Here is a 26,393-nt window from a genome sequence, read left to right on the forward strand (position 1 = left end):
GCATAAGAAAAATTAGGTAAAAACTAAAGATCCAAAAGAGGGTGAATGGTTAAATGATGGGAAATATCCATTCGATTGAAACATGTGGAACTGTTGATGGTCCAGGTATTCGATATGTTGTTTTTACACAAGGTTGTTTATTAAGATGTCAATATTGTCATAATGCAGATACTTGGAATATTGGTGAAGGTAGGGATGTATCTGTTGATGAGTTAATGCAAGATGTAAAATCTTATATTCCCTTTATGAAAGCATCTGGTGGAGGCATCACCATCAGTGGAGGAGAGCCTTTATTACAACTAGATTTTCTTTTAGAATTGCTTAAAAAATGCAAGAAAGCAAAGATTCATACAACGATTGATACTTCAGGTGGATGCTTTCATTTTGAGCCTTCATTTCTTGATAAATTAGATGAAGTGTTAAAATATACCGACTTAGTATTGTTAGATTTAAAGCATTTTGATTCAAAAAAACACATTAAATTAACTGGTAAACCAAATGAACAAATTAAAAATTTCGCTCTATATTTAAATGAGAAAAAAGTTCCAATTTGGATTCGTCATGTACTTGTTCCGGGGATTACAGATTCACATGAGGATTTAAAAAACCTAGGAACCTTTATCAAATCTCTTGATCAAGTCGAGAAAATTGAAGTATTGCCGTATCATCGTTTAGGTGTTTATAAATGGAAGGCTTTAGGACTAAAATATCCATTAGAAGAAGTAGAGTCACCTTCCGATGAAATTGTCAAATTAGCATATAAATTATTATCATAAAGGGTGAACCAGTAAAATAGTCTTCCAGGCGTATGGTCTGAGCTAATCTTAATGATTAGCTTTTTCTATTTATATAGACAAATGACTACTATTTATTCACAACCCTTGAATATACTGATGGAAAATTCTATTCAGTGTTGATTGTATATGAATCATTCGAAAAAGGGTGAAAAGGGTGCATGAATATCGAGTTTCTTGGTACATTTTAATTGATGAAAAAGGCGGTTTAGAGGGGCGATCTTTACTTAGAGGAGATCCGGACCATTTTGATGTTGTACTGGCTAATTTTAAAGAGAAGTTGAGTAAAGAATATAACGTTAGACAATCCTCAATTTTTATATTAGAAACAGTTGAAATGAATTAGTTCATAATTTTCTAATTTTAAAGTAATGAATACAAGTTTTCAACCATATAATATTTTCCATGAAGGATAACTTCGAGAAACAGAAAAGGTCAATCTTAAGGATAATAATTTTCTCATGAATTTAGTTTTTTACTAATGAATTAATTTAGAAATAATCTGCTTTTTGTTATATGAATATAATAAAAAGGCTTCTATATTTAGAAGCCCTTCATTTCAATATTATTTGCCAATACCATTATATTTATAACCTGCAGCACGGTCTGCTCGCTTAAACTCTTTTGCATATAAAACTTCCTGTGTAGCACTTAAATATTTTCTAGTTTTATCTTGCTTTCTTTTATCCACATTAAACACCTCGCTAAGTTATAAAATCCTTAGTAAGTGTTGCCATATCTTGTGGAGGATATACAAAAAAATTATGCTTCTTTTAAGTGAGTAACTTCAAGCTGTTGGTAATCTTCACGTAATGTATGCAATAAATAGTTATCTTTCGTAATTTCAAATAAATCATAGATTTCTTCATTTTGATTGATTTCGTTATAAAGGCATGAACGCGTCTCATTAGCTAATGTTGCATATGGTAGTTTGCTTGCAGCATAAAAAGAACGCTTATTTACCTTGCGAATGCGCATAAAAATAGAGTTGATTCCTTGTTCATGAAATAACTCGTGAAAGAATGCATCCTTAGCAGGTTTATTATATCCCATTCCATGATAGGGCTTGCCCAACCATGTGCCTAAGAAACCATAACCGTCTTCAATATCATGTAAAGAGATATTGCCAATCGGGTTACCCCATTCATCCATAATCGTTCTAGAGATCATTTTCCCTTGTTCTTCTAGTTCGATGGCTTGCCTTGTGATAAATAAAAATTCTTCGTAAGAATTCGCTTTATGGCGCACAAAAGGAAAGACATCAGGATGCGCCATAAGTTCAAAAAGTATAGAACAATCTTGTAAATCTCGCTGTTTTAGCATCTCTACTCCTCCTAATAATAGGGGTAGCGAAAAAAGGTTACGCCACCCGCGAAATTTTTGTGAGGACAAACTTCTGAAGTTTTGTCCGTTGAAGTGCATTAAATATTGAATAAATTTGGAATAATGTTTTAATGCACCCTAAAATTTCGGGGTGGGAATCGAACCCACTAGGACCAGCGAAAACTGGTGGCTCACCATTTGCCTTTCCCGTAAAAAATACTATATGAGAATAGTGGTTTAGACTATCTATTTTATAAATCACATAAAATCTTACTTTAATATAATAAACTATTTTTTTCAATTTGCAAACAAATTTTATTCGAGGTTTTTATACACAATTCTACCATCTATGACAGTAAGTAAAGGCTTTGCCAAATAGTGAAATGGATGATGTGACCATAGTACAACATCTCCATCTTTTCCTACTTCTAAACTACCAATTCTATGAGATAAATTTAGATTTTTAGCAGGATTAATTGTTATGGCTTTTAAAGCTTCTTGTTCTGATAAACCTTCTCGAACTGCAATTGCTGCACATACATTTAAATACTGGATTGGTGTATAAGGGTGATCTGTCGTAATTGACACACTTACACCAGCATCAGCAAGAACTTTGTATGTAGACCAGGATTTATTCTTTAGCTCGATTTTTGAACGTCTCGTTAGTGTTGGACCTACACACACTTGAAGGTCACGATTCTTTAGATGGTCAACTATTAAATGACCTTCTGTACAATGTTCAATTCGTATATCTAAATTAAATTCATCACCTAAACGTATAGCTGATAATATATCGTCGGCGCGATGAGCGTGTATTCTTACTGGAATTTCTCTATTTAAAGCTTTAAGAATTGGTAAAAACCTAAAATCGTCAGGGTTGTGAGTGTTTTTTGCTTCATAAAATGCCTCACGAAGCATCCCCATTATTCCCATTCTAGTAATTGATTCTTTATTTCCATTACTATGAATACGTTTTGGATTTTCCCCGAATGCTATTTTTAATCCCGAAGGCTCTTGGATAATCATTTCATCAATATTTGTACCATACGTTTTAATTGTACAAGTTGTTCCACCGATGACATTGCCACTGCCTGGCATGATATGAGCGGTTGTAATGCCATGTTGTCTAGCATCACTAAATGCTACATCTAACGGCAATATTCCATCTAAAGAACGAATGTGTGGCGTAAGGATGTCAATGGTTTCATTTGCATCATTGCCAGCCCATCCTGTACCTTCATCGTAAAGACCTAGATGAGTGTGTACATCAATAAATCCAGGGAAAAGTGGCTTTCCTGAGCATTCTATAATAATTGTCTGGTCTTCTAAAACAGAGATCTCAGGTGCAATTTCTTTAATTTTCCCATTTTCAATATAGAGGTCGTGATTGTACAAAACCTGTGATGTAATAGGAAAAATTGTTGCATTTTTAAATAATAAATTCATGATAAATCCTTTCAAAAATCTATTTTAAAGTATAATCTAATGCTTCTTTTAAAGATGTAAATTGAAAGTTATAATTAGTTTGTAATGCTACAGTTGGTGAAACCTTTTGACCTTCTAAAATCAACATACTCATTTCTCCTAGTAACAATTGAAGTGCAAATTTAGGAACCTTTAGCAGGTTTGGTCGATGCAAACTATTTGAAAGAACTTTACTGAACTCTTTCATTGTTACAGGAGTTGGTGATACGAAATTCATAGGACCATGAATTTCCTTGTTTTCAATGGAATGTTCTATTAACCCAACTACATCTTTCAGATGGATCCATGACATCCATTGTGAACCGCTACCGATGGGGCCTCCAATAAACAATTTATAAGGCAAAATCATTTTGGGAAGTGCGCCACCATCTAAGTCTAAAACAATTCCAAATCTAGCTAATACAGTCCGAATACCTAATTCTTCTGCTTTGATTGCAATATTCTCCCAACTGCGAACAGTAGTAGCTAAAAAGTCAGTAGATGTAGGCTTGTCATTCTCTGTAAAAGTTTTGGTTTCAGAGGTACCGTAAAATCCGATGGCACTTGCGTTGATAAGCAGGTTTGGCCGATGGGCTTGTCTTTCTAGCCACGTAATTAGTTTTGACGTAGATTGTATACGACTTTGTAGAATTTTGTCTTTTGTTTCATTGGTCCATCTTCCACTATTAATTGATTCCCCTGCCAAATTAATGACTACATCAATCTGTTCGTTAAATGAATTTGAAGTTAACTGATCCCATGTAATAAAAGTAACTTGTGGGATTTGTGAATCAGTATGATTTCTCGAAACAACATAACAATGATATTCTTTTCGTATTAACTCTTTTACTAAAAGAGACCCAATAAAACCTGTACCACCTGTAAGAAGAATTTTCATCCATTCATCTCCTTAATTCATCATATGATATTATTTTTTTTATGTGTATAATAAATCGAAAAAATTTTAGAGGTAATTTATGACTATTATAACGAAAATCCAAGTGCAAAAACTAAATAAAGAACGTTTTAATATTTACACTGATAGTGGAAAAGGTGAGGAATATTCATTTAGTGTTGATGCTGATACATTAGTGAGGTTTAATTTAAAAAAAGGAGTGTCCTTTGAACAGTTCGAATTAGAAGAAATCCTTCAAGCAGATCAATTAAGAAAAGCTTATCTAGCTAGTATTGTATACTTATCGAGAATGATGAGAACTAAAAAAGAGATTGAACAATATTTACTCAAACAAGAAAATACGAACGAAACGGTTCAAACGACCATTTTGAGATTAGAAGAAGAAGGCTATATTAATGAATCAAAATATGCGGATAGTTATGTACGAACCGCCGTTAATACAACATTAAAAGGACCGACAATTATTCGAAATGAATTATTAGCAAAAGGTATAAAGAATGTAGTAATTGAGAATAGTTTAAAGCAATACTCAACTGAATTACAGGTTGATCATGCAATGCAGCTTTGTCAAAAAAAGATTTCATCATTTAATCGATATTCTAGCGCTCAAAAAAAGATTAAGCTCGAAGACATGTTAAGACGTAAAGGTTTTTCTTCCTCAATTATTTCAATTGCTATAGAAGAAATAAATTATGAGAGTGATGAAGATCAAGAATTAAGTGCTTTACTTGTTCATGCTCGTAAATCAAAAAGGAAATTTGAAGGTTTAAGCGAATGGGAATACAAACAGAAAATGAAATCAGCATTATTTCGCAAAGGATTCTCAATTGAATTAATTGAAAGAGCGCTGCAATTTTTAGAAGAAGAAAATGAATAATAGAATATGAAATAATAAATATATTTTTTCGTTATGAAAGTAAACCTTTCTTCTTTTTGCTTTAGAGTGATATTGGTATAATAAAACTAATTATTTTTGTCAGAGGAGTAAATTAATGCAAATTCCAAAACGTTATAGTGATTTAACAAGAGAAGAGCTAATTCAAGAAATCAATGATTTAACAAATCAAGCTAGAAAAGCTGAACAAATGGATATGATTAATGAACTGGAAGTAATCTTACGTAAAAAAACAATGGCTCAATCATATTTATTAGATCCAAATGAATTTATTCCAGGTGAACAATATGAACTAATAGAAGAACCTGGTATTATATTTGCAATAACTTACATGAACGGTATATTTGCATGGGGATATAAAAGTACAAGTGAAGAAGAAATAGGTATTCCAATTTCATTATTAAAGAAACCAGGGAAAATTTGACCCCTGGTTTTCAATTTCTAAAGATTAATCATTAGATTGATTGCTTTTAGCCATACGCTTTTGTGGATTTGTATTAATCGTTCCATTTGGTCTGATTGAAGCATTTTTGGATTTGTAATCAATTCCACCATCTATTAGCATATCATGTTTCTGTTTTGAAAATCGTTCACTTTTAGTTGTCAACGTAAAGCCCCCCTAGTAATAAAAGCTAACACGATGATATGAACCATCACCATTATGATGACCATAACTAAAGCATATAAAACGAAAGACACAAGTTTAAATATTGGAAGGTGTAATTTATGGAGAAATATTTGGAGCAGTTAACAGAATTACTTTTAAAAGAAAATAGTCATTTAACATATTCACAAGCAAAAGTTTGGGTGGAGTGGCTTTGGGAAGATTTTGAAGCAACATACGCTAAAGCAGGAGAATATCATGGTGAACAAATGTCTAAAAAAGTTGTTACCCAGTTCATTTACCAGTATGGTAAATACCTGCATGAAACTGAATTGAAAATTGCGAAGCCACCTGGTTATCAAATCGAAGAAACAAAAACAAAAGACAATCGATTACACTAAAAAACGTTAGAGAGTCCTTTATTGGACTTTCTAACGTTTTTATTTTGGATTGAGGCTTATGCTTGTCGGAGCTGAACAGTCGCCTCCACTTTTCGTTATGTCTAGTTCCGGCTCCTAGCTCCTCGAGGTCATAAGCCAAAAACAAATAAAGGTAAAAAGCGCACCTTTTTTTGTTTTCGTCTTATGCTTGTCGGAGCTAAACAGTCGCCTCCACTTTTCTTCTTGTCTAGTTCCGGCTCCTAGCTCCTCGAGGTCATAAGCCAAAAACAAATAAAGGTAAAAAGCACCTTTTTTTGTTTTCGTCTTATGCTTGTTGGAGCTGAACAGTCGCCTCCACTTTTCAATCCATTTTTAATTTTTTTTGTAGTTTTTTTTCGCTGAATATCCAGCCTGTAAATGAGCTGATGATGTGGTGGTCATAATCGAATTTTACGACTGCTACAAAGGGATAGTATGTGTCGGTTCGATATCTTAGATCGATTAGTCGAAGTTCTTTGTGATCATCGTGGCCGATTAGTTCCCATATATAAACAGGAGAAAACGCTAAAAAGGATTTGACATTTTCGTCTTTAAAGGCTGCTTTTACATCTTCAATGACTGGTAATGGAATTCTTTTGAATTTATCGTGTATCGTAAAATCTCTTTGTTTAATTTTACCAACATAATGATGTGTATCTGAACTTGCTACAATATGATAATGAGTGTATTTTATAGAAGGCGATACATATACGTGCTTCGCTTCAGGTAGTTTATTGTAAACTGTTTGTATGACGATTCGTTTTTGTCGATATCTAAATGCGTAGTAAAATACCATGATAATATACAATAGTATACAAATTGGTCCGGCTTTAAAATGAAATATGACAAACGGTACGCCGATTAAATGGAGAACGAAAATAAAAGGATCGAAAGTATTAATAATGCCAAAAGCAATCCATCGATTAGAAAATGGCCTTAACGCTTGAGTACCATATGCATTGAATAAATCTACAAAAACATGGACACTTACGGCTATAAACGACCAAAATAAGAAGATACCAAAGTGGTCACGCTGATTAAATAAAGTCATGATAATTGATAATGCCAGAGTCCAACCAATCACTGCTGGAATTGAGTGGGTAATTCCGCGATGGTGCTTTAAGTATTTTGCATTGTTTCTTAATTTCAGTATTGTGTCGCTGTCAGGTAATTGAGATCCAATAATGGTTGTAAGTAATAATGCATTTGTTAAGTGTGGGTCATTTAACACCACAGGGCTCAGTGTTGCTAATCCCCCTAGTGTAAAACCCATTACGAGATGAGTGCCAGTATCCATTTGGTTCCTCCCTTTACTTACCTTAGTTATTTCTTTAGTATAAACAACTGTTAAAATATATATAGACGTTATAGAAAGGTAATACATTATGAATAGTGATTTAGATCATACATTAGAAGTTTTCCCAATAAATGATTTTAAGAATAATTTAGTTAATTGGTTTTTAGCAGAACAAAGAAATTTACCTTGGAGATTAAATAAAGACCCCTATAGAGTGTGGGTATCTGAAATTATGCTCCAGCAAACTAGAGTTGAAACTGTAATCCCTTTTTATAATAAGTTTATGCAATTGTTCCCTTCAGTTGCAGATTTAGCAAATGCAGAAGAGGAAAAAGTTTTAAAGGCATGGGAAGGATTAGGGTATTACTCTAGAGCTAGAAATTTACAATCAGCAGTTAGAGAAGTTCATGAAGTTTACAACGGACAAGTACCTAATACTCCTGAAAAAATAAGTAAATTAAAAGGTGTTGGACCTTATACTGCTGGTGCAATACTGAGTATTGCATATGGCATTCCTGAACCGGCTGTAGATGGAAACGTTATGAGGGTTCTTTCTAGAATTTTAACAATTCGAGAGGATATTGGTGTACCTAAAAATCGAAAAATATTTGAACAAGCGGTAAGAGCGTTAATAAGTCATGAGGATCCGTCAGCTTTTAACCAGGGTTTGATGGAATTAGGAGCCTTAATTTGTACACCTACGAATCCTGCATGCTTATTATGCCCAGTTAGAGAGCAGTGTATGGCGTTTGAAAGTGGATTAGTGAATGAATTACCAATTAAGAGTAAAAAGAAAGCACCAAAACAAATTGAACTAGTTGTAGGTATATTAAAAAATAAGGCAGGTAAATTTTTAATACAGCAAAGACCACAAACGGGGCTTCTAGCTAATATGTGGGAATTTCCTACTGCTGAATTAAAATCAAATTTACTTTCTAAAGGTGATACTTTAAGTTTTTTCTTGAAAGAAGAATACAAGTTGGAAATAGAAGAACTGGCTTATCATTTTAGTATTGAACATGTGTTTACACATCTTGTTTGGAAAATTGATGTTTATGTAGGTACTACTATAAAAGAAAGCAATTCATTAACAAATCACAAATGGGTTTCTTTGGAAGAGTGCAAAGAACTACCATTTCCGGTCGTGCATCAGAAAATTTACCAACAAATAGAAAAATCCCAATTCTAATTGAATTGGGATTTTTTATTTTTTTGTAGTTCAATCGTAAGTAGGGCGCGTACCATGACCCCAATCTGCTTCACTTCTGTGCAAACCGCCTCGTGATTCAATTTCTTTAATAATCTCTTTTTGCATTGAATTACCTTCAACATTTAGATATCCAGTAATTTGTTGGAAAGAGTGATGGTAATATTCAAGTTCACTATCTTTCCACTCTGTTTTTGGAGTCATTGATAATTCAGCAAGATCTCTTCCTACATACATATTCATACCCCCATTTTTTTATATAGTTTTCCACGGAAGCATTTCATTACTCAAAAAAAGAAGTTAAATTTTTTACATATTTCTTTGTGGAATGGTAATCATATTATTCGTGGAGGTGATAAACATGGCAAACAACAATAACAACCAAAATTTCACTGCAGGTAAAACTGCAACTGGAACTAACATTGGAAAAGTAAGACAACAAAACCAACAAGGTTTTGGACAAGAATTTGCTAACGAATCTGCAACTGATGTACAAGCAGTAAGACAAGCAAATCAACAATCTGCTCAAAAAGCTGCTTCTAAAAACTTTGGGCAACAAAACCAACAATAATGAATGAAAATTACTAGAGGTGCGCTGTGGATGAAGGAAAGTAAGTGTGAGAATCTTACTGTAATTTATCTACCTGCTTGATGTGATATCACGCAGTCTAGTGGAATAAAAAAATGTTCTAAAAAGACACCCTTTACAATTGGGTGTCTTTTTATGTGAGAACTCCGAGAACGCCTCAAAAACTCTCCTAAATAAATAATTCATATAAAAGTCAAATATCGCCAAATGTAGTCAAAGGGATTATGTTAGTTTTCAAGAAATAGTGTAATAATGAAATAAGGATGGTGAATGGTATGCAAGTATTCGATGAATTGGTTAGTCGACAACTACAAACGATGGATCAATTAATTAAGATTCAAGAAGAAATTGAACGATGTCAAGAAATTGAAAATCAGCTTTTTGAACTAGAGGATTTATCAAAATTGTCTTCCATTCAAGACGAAATACATATAATGAGAACTGAATTAAAAGCAATCCAAAACACCTTTTTATTACAAACTCAACAAATAATTAAGTCTTTTTCAGAAGAAAAAAAGCTAGCCTTAAAATAATTTTTTGCGCCATATGACCAAATTAAACTCCCTTTTGTTTAAAAATGGAAGAGAACTAGTTATAATAGTAAATGTAAAGTATAAATAAAGTGTTGAAATGCGTCCACACTAGAAAGAAGGGAGAACATATGAACGTTCCCAAGCCGGGAGAAAAAATTCAAATACATAGCTATAAACATAACGGACATATTCATCGTATATGGGAAGAGACAACCATTTTAAAAGGGACGCAGCAGTTAGTAATTGGCGCAAATGATCGCACACTTGTAACTGAATCGGACGGTAGAACTTGGGTTACACGAGAGCCTGCAATTTGTTACTTTGATATGGATTATTGGTTTAATGTCATTGGGATGATTAGAGAAGATGGAGTTTATTATTATTGTAATGTTAGCTCACCGTTTGTCTTCGAAGATGGTGCCATAAAGTATATTGATTATGATCTTGATATTAAAGTTTTTCCAGACATGACCTACGTGCTGTTAGACGAAGATGAATATGAAAATCATCGACAAGAGATGAATTATCCTCCAATCATTGACCCAATCTTAAAAAAGAATTTGGGCTATTTAAAGGAAATGATTCATCAACGAAAAGGACCGTTTGCATCTGATTTTATTGATAATTGGTATGAACGTTTCTTAATGTATCGTGATTAATTAGAGCTGTTGAGCGGACAATAACTATTGAGGAAATCTCAAAGTAAGTTATTAAGCTCAACAGTTTCTTTTTGTAAGGTTGAATGGGGGAGTAGTATGGGAAGTATAAGACGTTATTTGAAATTTGTGAAGCCCTATCGACTTCATATCTTTTTAACAATTGGAATTGGAATTATTAAATTTGGGATACCACTTATTTTACCTCTTTTACTGAAATATGTTGTAGATGGAATTATTAATACCTCTGATACACTAGCGACAAAAAGCAGCCACCTTGCTTATGCAATGATGATTGCTTTTGGCGTATTTGTGATTTTAAGACCGCCAATCGAATATTTTAGACAATACTTTGCACAGTATATTGGCAGTAAGATTTTATTTGATATAAGAGGTCATTTGTTTAATCATTTGCAAAGACTTAGTCTTAGATATTATGCGAATGCCAAAACAGGCGAAGTCATTTCAAGGGTCATTAATGATGTTGAATCTACAAAAGACTTTGTCATTACTGGTTTAATGAATGTTTGGTTAGATTTAATTACGATCCTTATTACAATTGCAATTATGTTGACGATGGATGTGAAGCTAACATTAGTATCTTTAATTGTTTTACCATTTTACACAATTGCAGTTCGATACTTTTTTGGACGTCTTCGATTATTAACTAGGCAACGTTCTCAAGCATTGGCTGTCGTACAAGGTTTTTTAACTGAGAGAATTCAAGGGATGCAAGTGACACGTAGTTTTGCATTAGAAGAGTATGAAAGTGAACTGTTTAAGGAAAAAAACGGAGAGTTTTTAGATCGTGCATTAAAACATACAAGCTGGAATGCAAGAACATTTACAATTATTAATACACTAACAGATATTGGTCCACTTTTAATTATCGGATTTTCAGCGTACCAAGTTATTCACAATCAATTAACACTTGGGGAAATGGTAGCTTTTATTGGATATATAGACAGATTATATGATCCACTAAGACGATTAGCGAACTCATCAACTACATTAACACAATCGTTTGCATCAATGGACCGAGTGTTTGAGCTATTTGATGAGAAATATGATATCGTGAATCGAGAAAATCCAATTCAAGCAAAAAAATTGGAAGGACAAATTACATTTGATCACGTATCATTTAGATATAATGCAAATGATGATGAAGTTATTCAAGATGTATCATTTAAGATTGAACCCGGTCAAAAAATTGCTCTTGTAGGATCAAGTGGTGGTGGTAAATCATCATTAGTTAGTTTAATCCCTAGATTTTACGATGTAACCAATGGTTCAATTGAAATAGATGGTATTGATGTTCGAGATTACGAATTAAAAAGCATGCGTGAAAAAATTGGGATCGTATTACAAGACAATTTTCTATTTAGTGATACGGTTAAATCGAATATTCAGTACGGTGATCCAACGGCTAGTGAAGAGGAAATTATTGCAGCTGCTAAGGCTGCAAATGCGCATGATTTTATCATGAGTTTACCAAATGGTTATGACACGCTAGTTGGTGAGAGAGGTGTCAAACTTTCTGGAGGTCAAAAACAGCGAGTTGCGATTGCTCGAGTATTTTTACGTAATCCTTCTATTCTTATATTTGATGAGGCAACATCTGCTCTTGATTTAGAGAATGAAAAATATATTCAAGATGCGATTCAAGAACTAGCCAAAAATAGAACGACGATCTTTATTGCTCACAGGTTATCAACAATTACACATGTAGACCAAATTGTATATATTGATCAAGGTCATGTTGTTGAAATTGGTTCACACGAAGAATTAATGGCAAAAAAAGCAGCTTACTACCATTTATTTGAAATTCAAAATTTAGAAAATAGCACAGTTTAATAAGGAAATTCAATTAAAATAGAAAAGCCTCCAGTTATTGGAGGCTTTTTGTTATTACATTGTCTCTTGTTGCTCAACTTGTAATTGATATTCTTTGTGATAAGTTTGATGACTATCTACAAGTGTGTTTAAATGTTCAACGTTCTCACTATATTCTAAAATGGCTGATACAATTTGAAATAAATGTAACCAAGTTTTCTGAGTTTCTTGGTCATTTAAATCATGATGATCAAAAAATGCCTTCATTAATTTATCTTTTAATATAATCTCTTCCTTATGAAGCGGAGCAGATTGTTCTAAATTCACTTTTCCTATTAACTTCATAAGTGCATGTTCATGGTATTGCATTAAACATGTTAATTCGTTTTTCATCAGTTCTTGGAATTCTTTAGGACTGACATTAATTTCATATTCTAATCGATTGAATGCCTTTAATGTATCAAAAGCACAATCTGCAGTTTGAAGCATTTGTCTAAACAAAACAATTTTACGCGATTTTTCATGTTCTTTTTTCTTTCGACCAATAAAAATAATACGATCTTCTTTATATAGTCGATAGATTTTTGTAACATTTCGCATGATTTCTTTTAATTGGTAAATATCTTCTTTTAATCCTGAATGACTGACAGTTTTGTGAAGTGCCATCATCATTAATTTATTTGTTTGTTCTGTAATAGAAATCATGCCACGAGATAATTTTTTCTCATAGTTCGGTGGCATTAAAAAGATATTAACAAATGAAGCCGCAAATACACCAACCATTACTGCCATAAATCGATCAAATGTAAACACCGCAAAGTTTTCATTAATTGTGCTGGTTTCCATGATTACTACAACCGTTACTAGCGCAGTGGCAATTGTATTTTCAAGTTTTAGCTTCAAAGTAATAATAATGACGATTATACAAGTAAAGCCTATAATAACAGGATTGTTTCCTAAAGTCTGTACGGCGATAATTGCAAGTAAAGCACCAATTATATTTGCTTGAAGTTGTTCAATTAATGTTTTGTATGATTGATTAACAGATGATTTCATTGCAGAAATAGCTGAGATACCTGCAATTGAAGCTGCTGTTATATCAAAAAATATCGCGCTATAAATGGCGAGCATAATGGCTATACCAGTTTTTATGACACGCGCTCCTAATCTCATTGTGTGCTCCTTTTGTTTGTCTAGCTCTAAGAACTTGTAATTATTTAAATACTGGACATTTAACTTTCATCTATGAATCTACTAATCATTAAATGCGAATCACTTTCTGAAAATATAACGATTTTATAAATCCATTTTATTCTCATAAAAGTAAGCTCTAGTAACTATACAATGAACTATAAGCTTTATCAATAGAAATTTTTAAGGAAATGTGTTATTTATTTGAAGGCGAAAAATAGAAAATATTATGCAAACAAAAAAGAAGCGATAGACATATCGCTTCTTTTTTTATTTCGTATTATTCAGTTGAAACAGATGGATCTGCTTGCTCTTTTTTAGGAACGATTCGTAAGAAGTTTTGAGAGATATCTTTTAATAATGATTGAACAAATTGCGCTTCATCAGTTTGGTTATGTTGAGTTAGTAGTGTTTGATATTGTTCAAGTAATTCATTAATATCTTTTTGACTATTTTCATCAATTGTTAAGACACTTACACTTGCGCCTTTTGCCATACGATTATAGTATGCTTCTTTTGTAAGTCCTAATTCCGGAGCATTCCTTACGTAGATAACGCCACCAGTCATACCTGCACACATCCAAGGACCTGGATCACCAAGTACTATTGCGCGTCCACCAGTCATATATTCAAATGCGAATCCGTTAATATTTGCATTTGCTCCAAGTCTTACTTTTTTAGATGTTGATACTGTATCGTGATGACGCCCACCGATTATTACATCTGCCCCTGATAGTCGAATACCAGCGCGTGAATCTGCATTTCCTTGGATAAAAAATTGTCCTTTTTGAGCACCGTATGCAAAGCATTTACCAACGGACCCTCCAAAATATTGACCATTTGCACCTTTTGCTTTGCTGATAAAAATTTTACCACCAAAAGCAGTTTTTCCAACACCATCTTGTGCTCCACCTTGAACATAAACTGAATAATCTTCAACAGTGTAAGTACCTAAGCCATTTCCAGGGATCGATTGATCTTCAAAGCTAAGCTCAACAGGTGAAGCCTTACCATTTGTTTGTTTTTGAATAACTAAATCATGAATTAGTAAGCTGCCTGCATGACGATATTCATTATCGACTTTTGCATATGCACCAATACCGTTACTTTGTAGTGACTTAGCAGATTCACCATCCGATAGTACATACTCTTTATCTTCAATTTGGACAGTGGATAATAGATTGTTCAAATTTAATGTATCTACAAATCTAGTTTGTTTTAGATATTCAGTTTTTCCAACAAGGTCTTGTGCTTTATTAACCCCTAAAGCACCAACAATTTCTTTTAGTTCATCTTTAAACGCGGTAAAGAACTGTACTAAATTCGAAACAGCAGTTTCTAACTGTCTTGGCGTAAATTTTCGAAGACCGTGACGAACAGCTTCAATTTCTGACTCAATTTGTGTAGCAATACCAACATGACATGTATCTAAATGACAGCCACGACAAGTCGTACAACCAATAGCAATCATAGATAAAGTTCCAAAACCAATGCGGTTAGCTCCTAAAATCATCATTTTTACTACATCGTTAACACTTTTCATTCCACCATCTGCCCAAATTTCTACCGAACTACGTAGTCCAGATTCTAAAAGGGCATTATGGGCAGCACGCACACCAATTTCGACAGGAAGACCTACATTTTGAATTGCATGTACTCTGGCAGCTCCCGTACCACCATCAAAACCACTAATATTTATAAAGTTTGCTCCTGCTTTTGCAATGCCTACTGCAATTGTTCCGATGTTTGGTACAACTGGTACTTTTACTGCAACCTTGGCATTAGGATTAACAGCTTTAATTTCACTAATCATTTGAGCTAAATCTTCAATAGAATAAATATCATGATTATTTGAAGGTGAAATTAAATCGGAACCAAGTGTTGCGTGTCTAGTTTCTGCAATCTTTTTGGTTACTTTTGAAGCTGGGAGATGTCCGCCTTCACCTGGCTTTGCACCTTGCCCAATTTTAATTTCTATTAAGTTTGAAGAGTGAAGTAAATGAGCATTCACTCCAAATCTACCTGAAGCAACTTGTTGGCCTCTTGTGTTTGGATATTTTCCGATCATATCTTGGATTTCTCCGCCCTCACCATTTAAGCTAATCATGTTTAGACGGTTTGCTCCTTCAGCGTATGCTCGGAACGCAACCTCATTCTGAGATCCGAACGACATCGAACTAATAATAAAAGGTAATGAATGAGAACCAACCTCTAGCGAAACTTGCTCAGAATGAATTGGATGGTTACTTTCAACGAAGGACAATGCATGACGGACTGCTGTTGGACGTTCTTCTTCGATTTGATTTAATTTTTGTCGATAATTTTCGTAGCTACCAGTTTGCGCTGTTTCACCAATTGCTTTCCAAATACGAGGGAATACGTGAAAAGGCTTATGCAATACTGAACTATTTGACGTGTAATCATAGTAACGTTTCTTTGAATCTGTTTCTAATGTGTTAAATCCAGCAGTATCTTGATCGCCAAAAAAGTTAACAATGCCAAGTGCTGATGCAACATCCTCATGTAATCCAATACTACTAAACATCTTTGCGTAGCCTCTTAATTCGTGCATACCAATCGTTGATATTACTTTTTCAATTCCTTTATTTAATACATCATATAAACTCACGATTTTTTCAGGTGCTTCTAATTCAGAAACAGTACCGAATAGGAAATATGGATTAATCGCATCTGCCCCTAATCCTTTCATCACCATTAAGTCATGTAGATTACGAACTGACGCAGTTTTTAAGACAATCGAGCAGTCTCTTCTTAATTTTGCGTTAACTAATCCATTATGAATCGTACTAGTAATGAGTGCAGGATCAATCCAATACTGACTATTTTTATGAGCTTCTTCATCGGTAATGATAATACATTCTACGCCATTCTTAACTGCTTCAATTGCTTCGAATTTATATTGCGACAAAGTTTCTTCTAAAGGTAAATGAGAAAATGTACTATGAATAAGCGAAAGTTTTGCATTCGATTGATATAGACTCATAATGTCTTCATAAGAAATCTGATTACGTTTTGACTTTAATGTAGTGCCTACAAAACCATCACCAATAATTGGGGAAGGAAGCTGTAAGACCAAGCCAGACTGTTTTTCAATAATAGATGGTCTTTTGCCTAACAATACCGATGTTGAGAAGTGTTCAGTTTCTCGGTCCCTATCAATCGCGGGATTCGTTACAACAGCTACTGTTTCTTTCATATAATCTGCTAAATTTCTTCTGCCTTCGTCTAAACAAGCTAAAGGAGCATCGTGTCCTAATGAACGAATCGGCTCAGCACCTTTTTCAGCCATCTGTTCGACCAATTGTATTTGCTCTCTATGCCAACCGAAAGCACCATATTCAAAAGGTTGAATTGATGGAGGAGCTTCCTCATTCGCTTCGTTTATATTAGCAAGGCCATTCGATAGATTTAAACTTAGTTTTTCATTTAATTTTTCTGTAACTACCTTTACCAGTTCTTGGTGAGTTAATAGCTGAGCATGTTGCTTCGTTAGATTAATGCCAATTTTTTCACCAGGTGATAGCGCGTGAGGTTCAGCTGTAAATGATTCAGGAGAAAGAATCCCTTGTTCAGATGAAAATACGTAATGACCTTCCGTTTCTAATAGCCAAACAGGTCGCAATCCTAATGCATCAACACTAGCAACGAATTCATTTCCTTCTCTTGTAAGGACACCAGCTGGTCCTTGACAGTATGGTCCAAAAGCGCTTCTGATTTTATGATAAATTTTAGAGTATTCTTCGTCTTCCTCAAATTCGGCAGGTACTGGTGGGAATAAAAATTCCATAGATTCCTTTAATGAATACCCATGCTTGTGAATCAGTGTTTCCAGTGTAATATTCACATCTTGCGAGTCGCTATTTCCGTTTGTTATGTTTGCACCAATTTGTTTAGCTTCTACTCTCAATTGTTCAATTGTGTTAATTTCTCCATTGTGAGCTAGTATGCTAAAAGGCTGAACCCTTGAAAATGAAGATGTTGTATTTGTGGAATAACGGTTATGACCAACTACTACTGATGATTTGAAATTTGGATGTTGTAAATCAAAATAATATGCAATTAATGTATCAATTGTACCCATTACTTTATAAACACAAGTAGATTGGCTTAGTGATACAACTGTGACATGAGACAGTTGTTCATGAATGATATTTGATAGATCAAAAAGTGAAGTATTTGTACGATTAGAAATTGGAAGTAGTGCGACTTGTAAGAATTCAGGTTCTACAGCTTTTGCGATTGGACCAAGTGATATAGAATTTGTTTGATTTTGGCTATGGTAGAGAATTTCGTAGCCATTTTCTTCAAACAATTGAAGTAATGTTTGTTTATGCTCATCTGATTTTTCATTTAAAAAGAAATGACCGACTGTAAATGCTGGGTGAGAGACAACCTCTGAACTGATTCCTACACTAGCGAGCTTTTCTTCCCAAAGTAGGATAGGGATATCTGTTTGTAATCCAACGCCATCGCCTTCTCCATTTGTAAATCCGGCACGATGATTCATCTTTCTAAGGCTTTCAGCAGCATTATCAACTGTTTCTCTCGTCTGAGATAAAGATCGGTTAATAAAAGCTACAATCCCACAAGCGTCATGCTCATGATTGTGGAACTCTCTAAATGTACTCGGTGACCACGGTGTTTTAGCTTGGTTTTTCATGAAATTACCTCCTATTTACAATAAAGAATTTTGATTATTCTGAATTACCTATGTAAGAATAGAGGCCACTTCAGTAAGATGTAGTGACCTCTATTATGTTTATTGTTTAATTGTAGCTAATTTTTGGAATGCATTGCCAACTGCTTTTATAGTTTGTTTTACATCATCTTCAGTGTGGGCAGTTGTTAAAAACCATGCTTCATATTTAGAAGGTGCTAGATTAATTCCTTCTTCTAATAGAAGTTTAAAGAATCGACCAAATACTTCGCCATCAGATAGTTTAGCTTCTTCATAGTTCGTTACTTCATCTACATTAAAGTAAACAGTTAATGCGCCCTTTAGTCGGTTGATCTTAATATGAATGTTATGCTCGTTAGCTTTTTCTTGGATACCAGCCTCAAGTATTGTACCTAATCGATCTAACTCTTCATATACTCCGTCTTGTTTTAATACTTCAAGACAAGCAATACCAGCTGCGATTGAAGCAGGGTTTCCTGCCATTGTACCAGCTTGATACGCAGGACCTAATGGTGCTACGGTTTCCATAATTTCCTTCTTACCGCCGTATGCTCCAATCGGTAAACCACCGCCGATAATTTTACCTAGAGCAGTTAAGTCCGGTTCAATACCTAATAAGTTTTGTGCGCCACCGTACATAAAACGGAAGGCAGTAATGACTTCATCATAAATGACTAGTGCACCATAATTATGGGTAATGTCATTAACAGCTTCAAGGAATCCTTCTTTTGGTTCTACAATACCGAAGTTTCCAACAATTGGTTCAACAAGGACACCTGCAATTTCATGACCCCATTTTTCCATTGTCTCAGCATATGCATCAATGTCATTAAATGGAACAGTAATCACTTCGTTTGCAATACTTTGCGGTACACCAGCTGAATCAGGTGTTCCAAGTGTAGATGGACCAGAACCGGCCGCTACTAAAACTAAATCGGAATGGCCGTGGTAACATCCAGCAAACTTAACAATTTTTGTACGATTTGTATAAGCTCTTGCAACACGAATTGTTGTCATAACAGATTCAGTACCAGAATTTGTAAAACGTACTTTATCCATACTTGGTATTGCTTCTTTTAACATTTTAGCAAATTGAAGTTCTAGTTCATGTGGCGTGCCATATAGGACACCATTTTCTGCAGCCTTGGTGATTGCAGCAGTAATATGTGGATGTGCATGACCTGTAATAATGGGACCATAAGCAGCTAGATAATCAATGTATTGATTCCCATCTACATCCCAAAAGTAAGCACCTTTAGCACGTTTCATCGTAACTGGAGCTCCGCCACCAACGGCTTTAAATGATCTTGATGGACTATTAACGCCACCAACGATATGCTCCAAAGCTTCATTATGTATTTCGACTGATTTTTGATTGTTCATGAAGTTCCTCCTATATTCGCGATTAAAATAGAAGTTTTAACCTGCATCTTTACATTATTTATGTCGTTAAATAACATTCTAGCACGAATTTTTTGTGCGTGGTAAATGTAAACCTTTTCATTTTCAAAAGAAATTTGAACATTTGGAGAATCTATTAGTAAATCAAGAAAATTTAAGGATTGGAAATAAATTCTTAAGACTTTTTGATTGTACTTATATGCCATTTCAAATACACTTAGCGACGGAATAAAAAATGGAGGCACTTAGATGGAAAATATGATTGAAGTTCAAAATCTTCACAAAGAGTTTAAAACATTCTCTAGTCGCTCAGGTGTAAAAGGAGCATTCAGAGATTTATTTACAAGAAATTATAAAATTAAAACAGCAGTTAATAATATAAGTTTTTCCGTAAAAAAAGGTGAAATGATGGCTTATATTGGTGAGAATGGAGCGGGGAAATCAACAACTATTAAAATGTTAACAGGTATTCTAACGCCTACTGCTGGTAATGTAAAAGTTAACGGCTTTCATCCTCAAAAAGAACGTGAAAAATTTGTTAGATCAATCGGTGTTGTATTTGGACAGAGATCTCAGCTATGGTGGGATATAGCAGTTCAAGAATCATTTCGATTATTAAAAAAAGTATATCAAGTTTCCGATGAACAATACGAGGAACATATGGGCTACATCATTAAAACATTAGATTTAGAACCATTGTTAGATCAGCCAGTAAGAAAATTATCTCTTGGTCAAAGAATGAGATGTGAATTAGCAGCTGCTTTAATTCATAATCCACCGTTATTGTTTTTAGATGAACCAACGATTGGTTTAGATGTTTTAGTAAAATTAAAAATTCGAGAGTTTTTGAAGGAATTGAATGAAAGATATGGTACGACTATTCTACTGACTACACACGATATCTCTGATATTGAAGCTTTATGTGATCGAGTGGTCATGTTAGATGAAGGAAAAATCATTTATGATGGTAAGCTAGAAGAACTAAAGGGTCAGTGGGGAGAAGAAAAAGAAATTCAATTCCAATTTATTAAAAATGTAGATCAAAACGACTTAATTGAGCTGGTTGGTCGAACAGATGTGAAATGGAAAAAAGATGAAGGAGAGAATGTTTGGACCGTTTCTCTTCCGAATGATGAAACAACAATTTCCATGATTATTGCAAAGGTAGTACAATCATATCCAGTCAAAGATATGAAAATGTTAGAGATTTCTACTGAAGAAATTATTCGAAATATTTATCAAGAGGGTATGAGTAATGGGTAAATATTTAGAAATCATTCGGATCCGTTTTTTAATGATGTTGGCATATCGTACAAATTACTATACAGGAATTGTCATTTATACAATTAATATAGGTGCCTATTTTTTCTTGTGGAAAGCTATTTATGGCAGTCAAGGTTCTATACAAGGTGTATCCGTTACCCAAATGACAACTTATGTTGCAATTGCTTGGATGGCTAGAGCTTTTTACTTTAATAATTTAGATCGTGAAATTGCAGAAGAAATAAGAGAAGGAAAAGTAGCAATTGAATTAATCAGACCGTATAACTATTTGCTAACTAAAGTTATGCAGGGGCTAGGTGAAGGGATTTTCAGATTCTTTTTCTTTTCAATCCCAGGATTTATCATCGTAGCACTGATATTTCAATTAAAAGTTTCATTCGATTTCACGACATGGGGATTATTTTTAGTAGCATCGATATTTAGTTTTGCAATCAACACACAACTTAATATATTAACAGGTTTAATGGCATTCTTTTTACACGATAATATGGGATTCATTCAAGCAAAACGAGTTATTATTGATTTGTTCTCAGGATTAACAATACCTATTACATTCTTTCCAATTTGGGCACAAGATGTTATGAAGTATCTACCATTCCAAGGAATTAGTTATATACCAAGTATGATTTTTGCAGAAGGTATTAAAGGCGATTCCCTCTTAAATGCACTATTATTTCAAATTGTTTGGGTCATCTTACTATGTATTCCGATCACTGTTATATGGTATAAAGCTAAAAAACAGCTTGTTGTGCAAGGAGGTTAAAGAATGTTTTATTTAGATTTATTTTTCCAATACACAGGTCAATATTTAAAAACTAAATTTCAATATAGAGCAAACTTCTTTTTATCATTTGTATCTGATTTAATGGCTCAAGCTGTAAATCTAATTTTTATTTTATTAGTTTTTAATCACACTTCTTTAATAGAAGGATGGAATCGCGATGAAATAGTGTTTATTTATGGATTCTTTTTAGTTCCTTTTGCACTGTTTGTTTCATTCTTTAATATATGGGATTTTAATGATCGTTATATTGTAAAAGGGGAGTTTGATCGCATTTTAACTCGCCCAATTCATAGTCTTTTCCAAGTTGTATTGGAAAAAATGGAATTAGAGTCATTATTAGGTGCTATTACAGGATTCATCATTATGGTTTATGCAGGATCGAATTTAGGGCTTTCATTAACTTGGTATGATCCAATTCTATTTATTTTAATGGCTTTAGGTGGAATGCTTGTATATGCAGGTATTTTTATTATTTTAGCCAGTATTGGTTTTTGGTCTGATGCACGAACGTCAATTATGCCTTTAATGTACAATATTGGTAATTATGGAAGATACCCGATCAATATTTATCATCCGATTATTCGATTTGTATTAACGTGGGTCTTGCCATTTGCATTCGTAGGTGTATATCCTGCAGCTTATTTTCTGCGTAGAAGCGAATGGTATTTGTATTCATTTTTCACACCAGTAATGGGACTAATTGTGTTTATTGTAGCAGTATGTATTTGGAATAATGGTGTCAAAAAATATAGAGGCGCCGGGAACTAAGCATGTTATTCTATTTCGATAGCTTGTTTCATAAATTGAAATGAGGTGATCGAAATGGGAACTGCTTTTTTCTTCTTTATTGCCATTTTTTCTATATTATATAGTTTAATGTATTTATGGAGTTCGACAACAACTAAAGTCAGTAAAGGGTTTATATCTATTAATAATTACATTTTGTTGTTTTTAATATATGGAACAGTACTAATTGGATTTAGTGCAGTTTATTTTATACTTGAAAGAGGTCCTCAACCAATTTTACTTGAGCATACTATTCCTGTAGACGGTTCGAATTATCATATAATGGAGTTATGCTTATATTTTAGTGCAATTACACTTTTGTCTGTAGGTTATGGTGATATTGTTCCAGTTGGTGTAGGGAGATGGGTTGCCATGATTGAAGCGCTCATTGGGTATACAATGCCTGCAGCTTTTGTATTACAAGTATTTAGAGAAGACCGATAAAATTATTTTAATGAAGGAGAAATAGAATGACAGTTGATATTGGCGTTAAAGCACCTGACTTTACATTACCCGCAAATAATGGAGAGGAAGTATCATTATCAAATTATCGTGGAAGAAAAGTTGTTTTATATTTTTATCCAAAAGATATGACTCCTGGTTGTACAACAGAAGCATGTGATTTTCGTGATTCGTATGAAAAGTTTATTAATGCTGGTGCAACAATACTTGGTATTAGTCCAGACCCGATTCAAAAACATCAAAAGTTTGTTGAAAAGTACAATCTACCTTTCATTTTATTATCTGATGAAACAACTGAAGTTGCAAAATTGTATGATGTATGGAAACTAAAAAAGAATTTTGGTAAAGAATACATGGGAATTGAGCGGACAACCTTTTTAATTAATGAAGATGGTATGATTGAAAAAGTTTGGCAAAAAGTAAGAGTGAAAAACCATGTAGAAGATGTATTCAGCGTTCTAAATCAATAAATATAAAAAGGTAAAGCTAGTATGAGTTTTAAACTTGTACTAGCTTTTATTGATAGGATGAAATAATACCACGATAAACTGGATATTCCCTATCATCGATATACTGAATGGAGTTTGTCAGTTTTAATCCAAACCGATTAGCTAATCGTTCTCCTTCAATAGATATAAAAATACCACCAATTTCTTTGATTGTGATACCTTTTTCAGTTAAACCTTGTAAGTAAACTGGAATATCATCTAATAAACATTTAGCTAATTGTTTTCGGTTTGGATCTTCTAAATCAATCATCACAGTTGTCCAATACAAATAAACTTCTTTAGGTTGCTCGTACTTCATAATCCATTGAGCCAAGTTCTTTTCATCTAATTCTCCATTTAAGACATTTTCGTAGTGTTCTTTTTCTAAAGGTATAAAGGAATAATGACCTTTAATTGATTGGCCTACCTCCAATACTCTAAGAACGTCGTTATTTTGTTGAAGTAAATCTCTTACGTATTTAGCTGTAACATGCCATTGGATAGGATATATTTGATATTCTAATTGCAACACTTCAATTATGTCTTTTATTTCACCATTTCGAACTTTCATATTGTCTCCTTTTAAATCGATTTAACTTGTTTTTAGATCTAGATGAAATTTAGTAAATGTTTATAGATTGAATCAAGCTTTTCGTCTATACGCCTTTATCAAAAGAGAATATATATAAGTATAGGGCATACCTCCTCAGATGATAGCATTTTGAAGTGCGAGATTTTCTCGCACATTTTTTTATGTAATTAATATTTCTTCGTTAGAATAAATTTTTTTAGGAAATTCTCAAAAAGTTGACAAATATTCTTACAGTTGAATAAACTAATAATAAGAATGTTGTTTAGAATTAATTTAAAGAAACGGGGAGAACGGCGTTGCATAAAGAGAATATTCAAGATGCAATTTCACATTTAAAGAATAGCGGCGTACGTATTACACCTCAACGACATGCAATTATAGAATTTTTAATGGAAAGTGGAACACATCCAACTGCTGATGAAATCTATAAAGCACTTGAGGGTAAATTTCCAAATATGAGTGTTGCAACTGTTTACAATAATCTCAGAGTTTTACGTGAAGTTGGAATGGTTAAAGAGTTAAACTTCGGTGATTCTTCTAGTCGATTTGATTATATAACTACAGATCATTATCATATTATTTGTGAAAAATGCGGAGATATGAATGATTTTCATTATGATGGATTAGAAGGTATCAATCAATTCGTTGAGAACGTAACAGGATTTGAAGTGACAAATCATAGGATGGAAGTGTACGGTATTTGTCCTAATTGCAAAGAAAAAAACTTATCATAAAAAAGCACATTACATATGTAATGTGCTTTTTTATTACGTTCTTTTTGATTCTCGTTTGCTGTTGTATTTTTCATCGAACTCTTTGCCTTCTAATGAAGCATCTAATGTTAGTGGTTCATTACAATACATACAGATATCTACTTTACCAAGCATTTTTGTTGTTTTATTACATGTTGGACAGACTACTTGGATGGTTTTCGTTGATAACATTCCAATCCAAAAATAAACAACAGTACTTCCAATAATGGCTAAAAATCCAACAAGCATAAACAATGTCATGACAATTTTATGTTCTCTGAAGAAGACACCGCCATACATTATGATGAATCCAATAAATAATAATGAAAGTGCAAACGATCTTATATTATTAATTTTACTGCTTTTCTTTTTTGCCAATAGTTCCACCCCATTCAATGTAAATATAGCATAAATGGGATTTCAACTGGTAGTCTTACCATTATGAATTTCATTTTATTTTGTAATATAGTTCTATATCAAGTGTTCCCTCTGCGAAAAAAAGAATGTTGAATCCCACTCTAGGAGTTTGCTTTCCTTGGGTCTGGCGTTTTAGCCTTCTGGAATAAGGAAGGCATGGTAATACCACGAAGTCCTGTCGTAACTCAGAAGTGCCTCACATCATGTGGGCCTCCTGTGGGGGCTGGGCTGTCCCGCAAATCTCCTAGGAATTCGCCTTCTAATATTAATATAAGGATCTTTTCAAAGGCTACTGTTTTGAATTTCACCTTTCTTATTTATAGAAGCTAAATACTAAGTGGTTTTATATTTTCTATTAAATTGCTAGCTTCATTAATGAAAAATAAAGATATAATAAGAAGTAATGTGAATTTTAAACTATTTGAAATGTATTCATATGTAAAAGTAAAAGTTAACTTTTAAGCTCTAATCATGTTAACTGTTGATATTTTAAAAAAGACATTTACGAAAAAGATTTTATTTCATTTTAAGTTTAGAATATATTTAATGACATCGATTAGAGTGGAAGGTGCAAGACTCCTATGGAAGTAGCGGGAAGGGTGAGATCCCTTAGGCTTGCCAATAGGCTTAGCTCCGCCCCATGGAAGGTGAGCATCCAGAAACGGAAATCGGCAATTTTCTACAGTTCGTTTTTGAACGAAATCTTTTTCAAAAAAAAGTTAAAAAGTTGTTGACCGAATCGATGAGTGGTGTTATATTAATTTATGTCGCCAAAACAAGTCGGTGACAAACAAGAAAAATTAACAAAAAATAACAAGCAAAATATTGACATGCTTTTTGATAAATGTTAATATGAAAAAGTCGCTTACGAGCGATACAGTGAACTTTGAAAACTAAACAAAACATGAAGTAAAACGTCAATTATTAGTTTTTTGAGCAATACAAGATTTAAACTTAACTATTATGGAGAGTTTGATCCTGGCTCAGGACGAACGCTGGCGGCGTGC

At 33.5% G+C, this 26,393-nt stretch carries 28 protein-coding genes; 16 read left to right on the forward strand and 12 right to left on the reverse strand.

Annotated features, from left to right (window positions below; translation table 11 throughout):
- Positions 1-53: 53 nt before the first annotated feature.
- Positions 54-776, forward strand: coding sequence for a pyruvate formate-lyase-activating protein (gene pflA, locus ACX6U0_RS12455; protein ID WP_464960249.1), 723 nt, complete (start codon positions 54-56; stop codon positions 774-776).
- 175 nt (positions 777-951) lie between these two features.
- Positions 952-1,140, forward strand: coding sequence for a hypothetical protein (locus ACX6U0_RS12460; RefSeq protein WP_464960250.1), 189 nt, complete (start codon positions 952-954; stop codon positions 1,138-1,140).
- 219 nt (positions 1,141-1,359) lie between these two features.
- Here the strand turns inward: ACX6U0_RS12460 and ACX6U0_RS12465 are convergent, their stop codons facing one another.
- From ACX6U0_RS12465 to ACX6U0_RS12480, 4 genes are all read right to left on the reverse strand, one after another.
- Positions 1,360-1,485, reverse strand: a complete 126-nt coding sequence (locus ACX6U0_RS12465) for a YfhE family protein (RefSeq protein WP_088002340.1) — start codon at positions 1,483-1,485, stop codon at positions 1,360-1,362.
- Between the two features lie 71 nt (positions 1,486-1,556).
- A complete protein-coding gene (locus ACX6U0_RS12470; RefSeq protein ID WP_464960251.1) occupies positions 1,557-2,117 on the reverse strand; it encodes a GNAT family N-acetyltransferase in 561 nt (186 codons plus the stop codon).
- Positions 2,118-2,432: 315 nt separating this feature from the next.
- Positions 2,433-3,566: an amidohydrolase gene (locus tag ACX6U0_RS12475; protein ID WP_464960285.1), complete on the reverse strand. Its 1,134-nt coding sequence runs from the start codon at positions 3,564-3,566 to the stop codon at positions 2,433-2,435.
- 16 nt (positions 3,567-3,582) lie between these two features.
- A complete protein-coding gene (locus tag ACX6U0_RS12480) occupies positions 3,583-4,479 on the reverse strand; it encodes a TIGR01777 family oxidoreductase (protein WP_464960252.1) in 897 nt (298 codons plus the stop codon).
- Between the two features lie 79 nt (positions 4,480-4,558).
- On the opposite strand from ACX6U0_RS12480, the gene recX reads away from it, so the two are divergent.
- Together recX and ACX6U0_RS12490 are read left to right on the forward strand one after the other, a co-directional pair.
- Positions 4,559-5,374 carry a recombination regulator RecX gene (gene recX, locus ACX6U0_RS12485; RefSeq protein WP_464960253.1) on the forward strand — a complete coding sequence of 272 codons (816 nt, stop codon included), beginning with the start codon at positions 4,559-4,561 and terminating at the stop codon, positions 5,372-5,374.
- 115 nt (positions 5,375-5,489) lie between these two features.
- The gene (locus tag ACX6U0_RS12490; protein WP_464960254.1) at positions 5,490-5,816 is read left to right on the forward strand and encodes a YfhH family protein; all 327 of its coding nucleotides are present in this window, start codon (positions 5,490-5,492) and stop codon (positions 5,814-5,816) included.
- A 24-nt stretch (positions 5,817-5,840) separates the two neighbouring features.
- Here ACX6U0_RS12490 and sspK read toward each other — a convergent pair whose 3' ends face one another.
- On the reverse strand, positions 5,841-5,999 hold the full coding sequence (sspK, locus tag ACX6U0_RS12495) for a small acid-soluble spore protein K (RefSeq protein WP_464960255.1): 159 nt from the start codon (positions 5,997-5,999) through the stop codon (positions 5,841-5,843).
- A gap of 119 nt (positions 6,000-6,118) precedes the next feature.
- Between sspK and ACX6U0_RS12500 the strand changes: the two genes are divergently transcribed.
- The gene (locus ACX6U0_RS12500; protein WP_464960256.1) at positions 6,119-6,397 is read left to right on the forward strand and encodes a YfhJ family protein; all 279 of its coding nucleotides are present in this window, start codon (positions 6,119-6,121) and stop codon (positions 6,395-6,397) included.
- Positions 6,398-6,737: 340 nt separating this feature from the next.
- Here ACX6U0_RS12500 and ACX6U0_RS12505 read toward each other — a convergent pair whose 3' ends face one another.
- Positions 6,738-7,712 (reverse strand): metal-dependent hydrolase, encoded by a 975-nt coding sequence (locus tag ACX6U0_RS12505; protein ID WP_464960257.1) that lies wholly within the window; start codon positions 7,710-7,712, stop codon positions 6,738-6,740.
- Between the two features lie 88 nt (positions 7,713-7,800).
- Between ACX6U0_RS12505 and mutY the strand changes: the two genes are divergently transcribed.
- A complete protein-coding gene (mutY, locus tag ACX6U0_RS12510; protein ID WP_464960258.1) occupies positions 7,801-8,901 on the forward strand; it encodes an A/G-specific adenine glycosylase in 1,101 nt (366 codons plus the stop codon).
- A 30-nt stretch (positions 8,902-8,931) separates the two neighbouring features.
- Here the strand turns inward: mutY and ACX6U0_RS12515 are convergent, their stop codons facing one another.
- Positions 8,932-9,156: a hypothetical protein gene (locus ACX6U0_RS12515; RefSeq protein WP_464960259.1), complete on the reverse strand. Its 225-nt coding sequence runs from the start codon at positions 9,154-9,156 to the stop codon at positions 8,932-8,934.
- Positions 9,157-9,280: 124 nt separating this feature from the next.
- On the opposite strand from ACX6U0_RS12515, the gene ACX6U0_RS12520 reads away from it, so the two are divergent.
- The 4 genes from ACX6U0_RS12520 to ACX6U0_RS12535 all read left to right on the forward strand — a co-directional run bounded on the left by ACX6U0_RS12520 (position 9,281) and on the right by ACX6U0_RS12535 (position 12,551).
- Positions 9,281-9,490: a gamma-type small acid-soluble spore protein gene (locus ACX6U0_RS12520; protein WP_464960260.1), complete on the forward strand. Its 210-nt coding sequence runs from the start codon at positions 9,281-9,283 to the stop codon at positions 9,488-9,490.
- Between the two features lie 293 nt (positions 9,491-9,783).
- On the forward strand, positions 9,784-10,041 hold the full coding sequence (locus ACX6U0_RS12525; protein ID WP_088002365.1) for a YgaB family protein: 258 nt from the start codon (positions 9,784-9,786) through the stop codon (positions 10,039-10,041).
- A 128-nt stretch (positions 10,042-10,169) separates the two neighbouring features.
- Positions 10,170-10,700: a nucleoside tri-diphosphate phosphatase gene (ntdP, locus tag ACX6U0_RS12530; RefSeq protein ID WP_088002367.1), complete on the forward strand. Its 531-nt coding sequence runs from the start codon at positions 10,170-10,172 to the stop codon at positions 10,698-10,700.
- 96 nt (positions 10,701-10,796) lie between these two features.
- Complete coding sequence (locus tag ACX6U0_RS12535) at positions 10,797-12,551, forward strand: ABC transporter ATP-binding protein (protein ID WP_464960261.1); 1,755 nt, start codon at positions 10,797-10,799, stop codon at positions 12,549-12,551.
- A gap of 54 nt (positions 12,552-12,605) precedes the next feature.
- Here the strand turns inward: ACX6U0_RS12535 and ACX6U0_RS12540 are convergent, their stop codons facing one another.
- From ACX6U0_RS12540 to ACX6U0_RS12550, 3 genes are all read right to left on the reverse strand, one after another.
- Positions 12,606-13,703, reverse strand: a complete 1,098-nt coding sequence (locus tag ACX6U0_RS12540; protein ID WP_464960262.1) for an FUSC family protein — start codon at positions 13,701-13,703, stop codon at positions 12,606-12,608.
- Positions 13,704-14,001: 298 nt separating this feature from the next.
- Entirely contained in the window at positions 14,002-18,402 is a 4,401-nt protein-coding gene (locus ACX6U0_RS12545) for a glutamate synthase-related protein (RefSeq protein ID WP_464960263.1), read from the reverse strand.
- 99 nt (positions 18,403-18,501) lie between these two features.
- The gene (locus ACX6U0_RS12550) at positions 18,502-19,803 is read right to left on the reverse strand and encodes a glutamate-1-semialdehyde 2,1-aminomutase (RefSeq protein WP_088002377.1); all 1,302 of its coding nucleotides are present in this window, start codon (positions 19,801-19,803) and stop codon (positions 18,502-18,504) included.
- Positions 19,804-20,070: 267 nt separating this feature from the next.
- On the opposite strand from ACX6U0_RS12550, the gene ACX6U0_RS12555 reads away from it, so the two are divergent.
- The 5 genes from ACX6U0_RS12555 to bcp are packed head-to-tail and all read left to right on the forward strand — an operon-like array spanning position 20,071 to position 23,607.
- Positions 20,071-21,084, forward strand: coding sequence for an ABC transporter ATP-binding protein (locus ACX6U0_RS12555; RefSeq protein ID WP_464960264.1), 1,014 nt, complete (start codon positions 20,071-20,073; stop codon positions 21,082-21,084).
- Entirely contained in the window at positions 21,077-21,868 is a 792-nt protein-coding gene (locus ACX6U0_RS12560) for an ABC transporter permease (protein ID WP_464960265.1), read from the forward strand. The genes ACX6U0_RS12555 and ACX6U0_RS12560 overlap by 8 nt, the downstream gene beginning before the upstream one ends.
- Positions 21,869-21,871: 3 nt before the next feature.
- Positions 21,872-22,657, forward strand: coding sequence for an ABC transporter permease (locus ACX6U0_RS12565; protein ID WP_464960266.1), 786 nt, complete (start codon positions 21,872-21,874; stop codon positions 22,655-22,657).
- A gap of 54 nt (positions 22,658-22,711) precedes the next feature.
- Positions 22,712-23,119, forward strand: coding sequence for an ion channel (locus ACX6U0_RS12570; protein WP_464960267.1), 408 nt, complete (start codon positions 22,712-22,714; stop codon positions 23,117-23,119).
- A 26-nt stretch (positions 23,120-23,145) separates the two neighbouring features.
- Complete coding sequence (bcp, locus tag ACX6U0_RS12575) at positions 23,146-23,607, forward strand: thioredoxin-dependent thiol peroxidase (protein ID WP_464960268.1); 462 nt, start codon at positions 23,146-23,148, stop codon at positions 23,605-23,607.
- Between the two features lie 46 nt (positions 23,608-23,653).
- Here bcp and ACX6U0_RS12580 read toward each other — a convergent pair whose 3' ends face one another.
- Positions 23,654-24,196 carry a hypothetical protein gene (locus ACX6U0_RS12580; protein WP_464960269.1) on the reverse strand — a complete coding sequence of 181 codons (543 nt, stop codon included), beginning with the start codon at positions 24,194-24,196 and terminating at the stop codon, positions 23,654-23,656.
- Positions 24,197-24,513: 317 nt separating this feature from the next.
- On the opposite strand from ACX6U0_RS12580, the gene ACX6U0_RS12585 reads away from it, so the two are divergent.
- A complete protein-coding gene (locus tag ACX6U0_RS12585) occupies positions 24,514-24,951 on the forward strand; it encodes a Fur family transcriptional regulator (RefSeq protein ID WP_464960270.1) in 438 nt (145 codons plus the stop codon).
- Between the two features lie 33 nt (positions 24,952-24,984).
- On the opposite strand, the gene ACX6U0_RS12590 is transcribed toward ACX6U0_RS12585, so the two are convergent.
- The gene (locus tag ACX6U0_RS12590) at positions 24,985-25,347 is read right to left on the reverse strand and encodes a YgzB family protein (RefSeq protein WP_464960271.1); all 363 of its coding nucleotides are present in this window, start codon (positions 25,345-25,347) and stop codon (positions 24,985-24,987) included.
- Positions 25,348-26,393: the final 1,046 nt, after the last annotated feature.

Source organism: Gottfriedia sp. ABJ_BB2_2, assembly GCF_055484705.1.

What these genes read in the sequence shown, in the direction of transcription:
- ACX6U0_RS12555 (WP_464960264.1), top strand. Translation starts at nt 20,071, where the DNA reads ATGGAAAATATGATTGAAGTTCAAAATCTTCACAAAGAGTTTAAAACA.
- bcp (WP_464960268.1), top strand. Translation starts at nt 23,146, where the DNA reads ATGACAGTTGATATTGGCGTTAAAGCACCTGACTTTACATTACCCGCA.
- ntdP (WP_088002367.1), top strand. Translation starts at nt 10,170, where the DNA reads ATGAACGTTCCCAAGCCGGGAGAAAAAATTCAAATACATAGCTATAAA.
- recX (WP_464960253.1), top strand. Translation starts at nt 4,559, where the DNA reads ATGACTATTATAACGAAAATCCAAGTGCAAAAACTAAATAAAGAACGT.
- ACX6U0_RS12480 (WP_464960252.1), bottom strand. Translation starts at nt 4,479, where the DNA reads ATGAAAATTCTTCTTACAGGTGGTACAGGTTTTATTGGGTCTCTTTTA.
- ACX6U0_RS12470 (WP_464960251.1), bottom strand. Translation starts at nt 2,117, where the DNA reads ATGCTAAAACAGCGAGATTTACAAGATTGTTCTATACTTTTTGAACTT.
- ACX6U0_RS12580 (WP_464960269.1), bottom strand. Translation starts at nt 24,196, where the DNA reads ATGAAAGTTCGAAATGGTGAAATAAAAGACATAATTGAAGTGTTGCAA.
- ACX6U0_RS12550 (WP_088002377.1), bottom strand. Translation starts at nt 19,803, where the DNA reads ATGAACAATCAAAAATCAGTCGAAATACATAATGAAGCTTTGGAGCAT.
- ACX6U0_RS12500 (WP_464960256.1), top strand. Translation starts at nt 6,119, where the DNA reads ATGGAGAAATATTTGGAGCAGTTAACAGAATTACTTTTAAAAGAAAAT.
- ACX6U0_RS12560 (WP_464960265.1), top strand. Translation starts at nt 21,077, where the DNA reads ATGGGTAAATATTTAGAAATCATTCGGATCCGTTTTTTAATGATGTTG.
- ACX6U0_RS12540 (WP_464960262.1), bottom strand. Translation starts at nt 13,703, where the DNA reads ATGAGATTAGGAGCGCGTGTCATAAAAACTGGTATAGCCATTATGCTC.
- ACX6U0_RS12570 (WP_464960267.1), top strand. Translation starts at nt 22,712, where the DNA reads ATGGGAACTGCTTTTTTCTTCTTTATTGCCATTTTTTCTATATTATAT.
- ACX6U0_RS12505 (WP_464960257.1), bottom strand. Translation starts at nt 7,712, where the DNA reads ATGGATACTGGCACTCATCTCGTAATGGGTTTTACACTAGGGGGATTA.
- ACX6U0_RS12525 (WP_088002365.1), top strand. Translation starts at nt 9,784, where the DNA reads ATGCAAGTATTCGATGAATTGGTTAGTCGACAACTACAAACGATGGAT.
- ACX6U0_RS12490 (WP_464960254.1), top strand. Translation starts at nt 5,490, where the DNA reads ATGCAAATTCCAAAACGTTATAGTGATTTAACAAGAGAAGAGCTAATT.
- pflA (WP_464960249.1), top strand. Translation starts at nt 54, where the DNA reads ATGATGGGAAATATCCATTCGATTGAAACATGTGGAACTGTTGATGGT.
- ACX6U0_RS12520 (WP_464960260.1), top strand. Translation starts at nt 9,281, where the DNA reads ATGGCAAACAACAATAACAACCAAAATTTCACTGCAGGTAAAACTGCA.
- ACX6U0_RS12545 (WP_464960263.1), bottom strand. Translation starts at nt 18,402, where the DNA reads ATGAAAAACCAAGCTAAAACACCGTGGTCACCGAGTACATTTAGAGAG.
- ACX6U0_RS12535 (WP_464960261.1), top strand. Translation starts at nt 10,797, where the DNA reads ATGGGAAGTATAAGACGTTATTTGAAATTTGTGAAGCCCTATCGACTT.
- ACX6U0_RS12515 (WP_464960259.1), bottom strand. Translation starts at nt 9,156, where the DNA reads ATGTATGTAGGAAGAGATCTTGCTGAATTATCAATGACTCCAAAAACA.
- mutY (WP_464960258.1), top strand. Translation starts at nt 7,801, where the DNA reads ATGAATAGTGATTTAGATCATACATTAGAAGTTTTCCCAATAAATGAT.
- ACX6U0_RS12565 (WP_464960266.1), top strand. Translation starts at nt 21,872, where the DNA reads ATGTTTTATTTAGATTTATTTTTCCAATACACAGGTCAATATTTAAAA.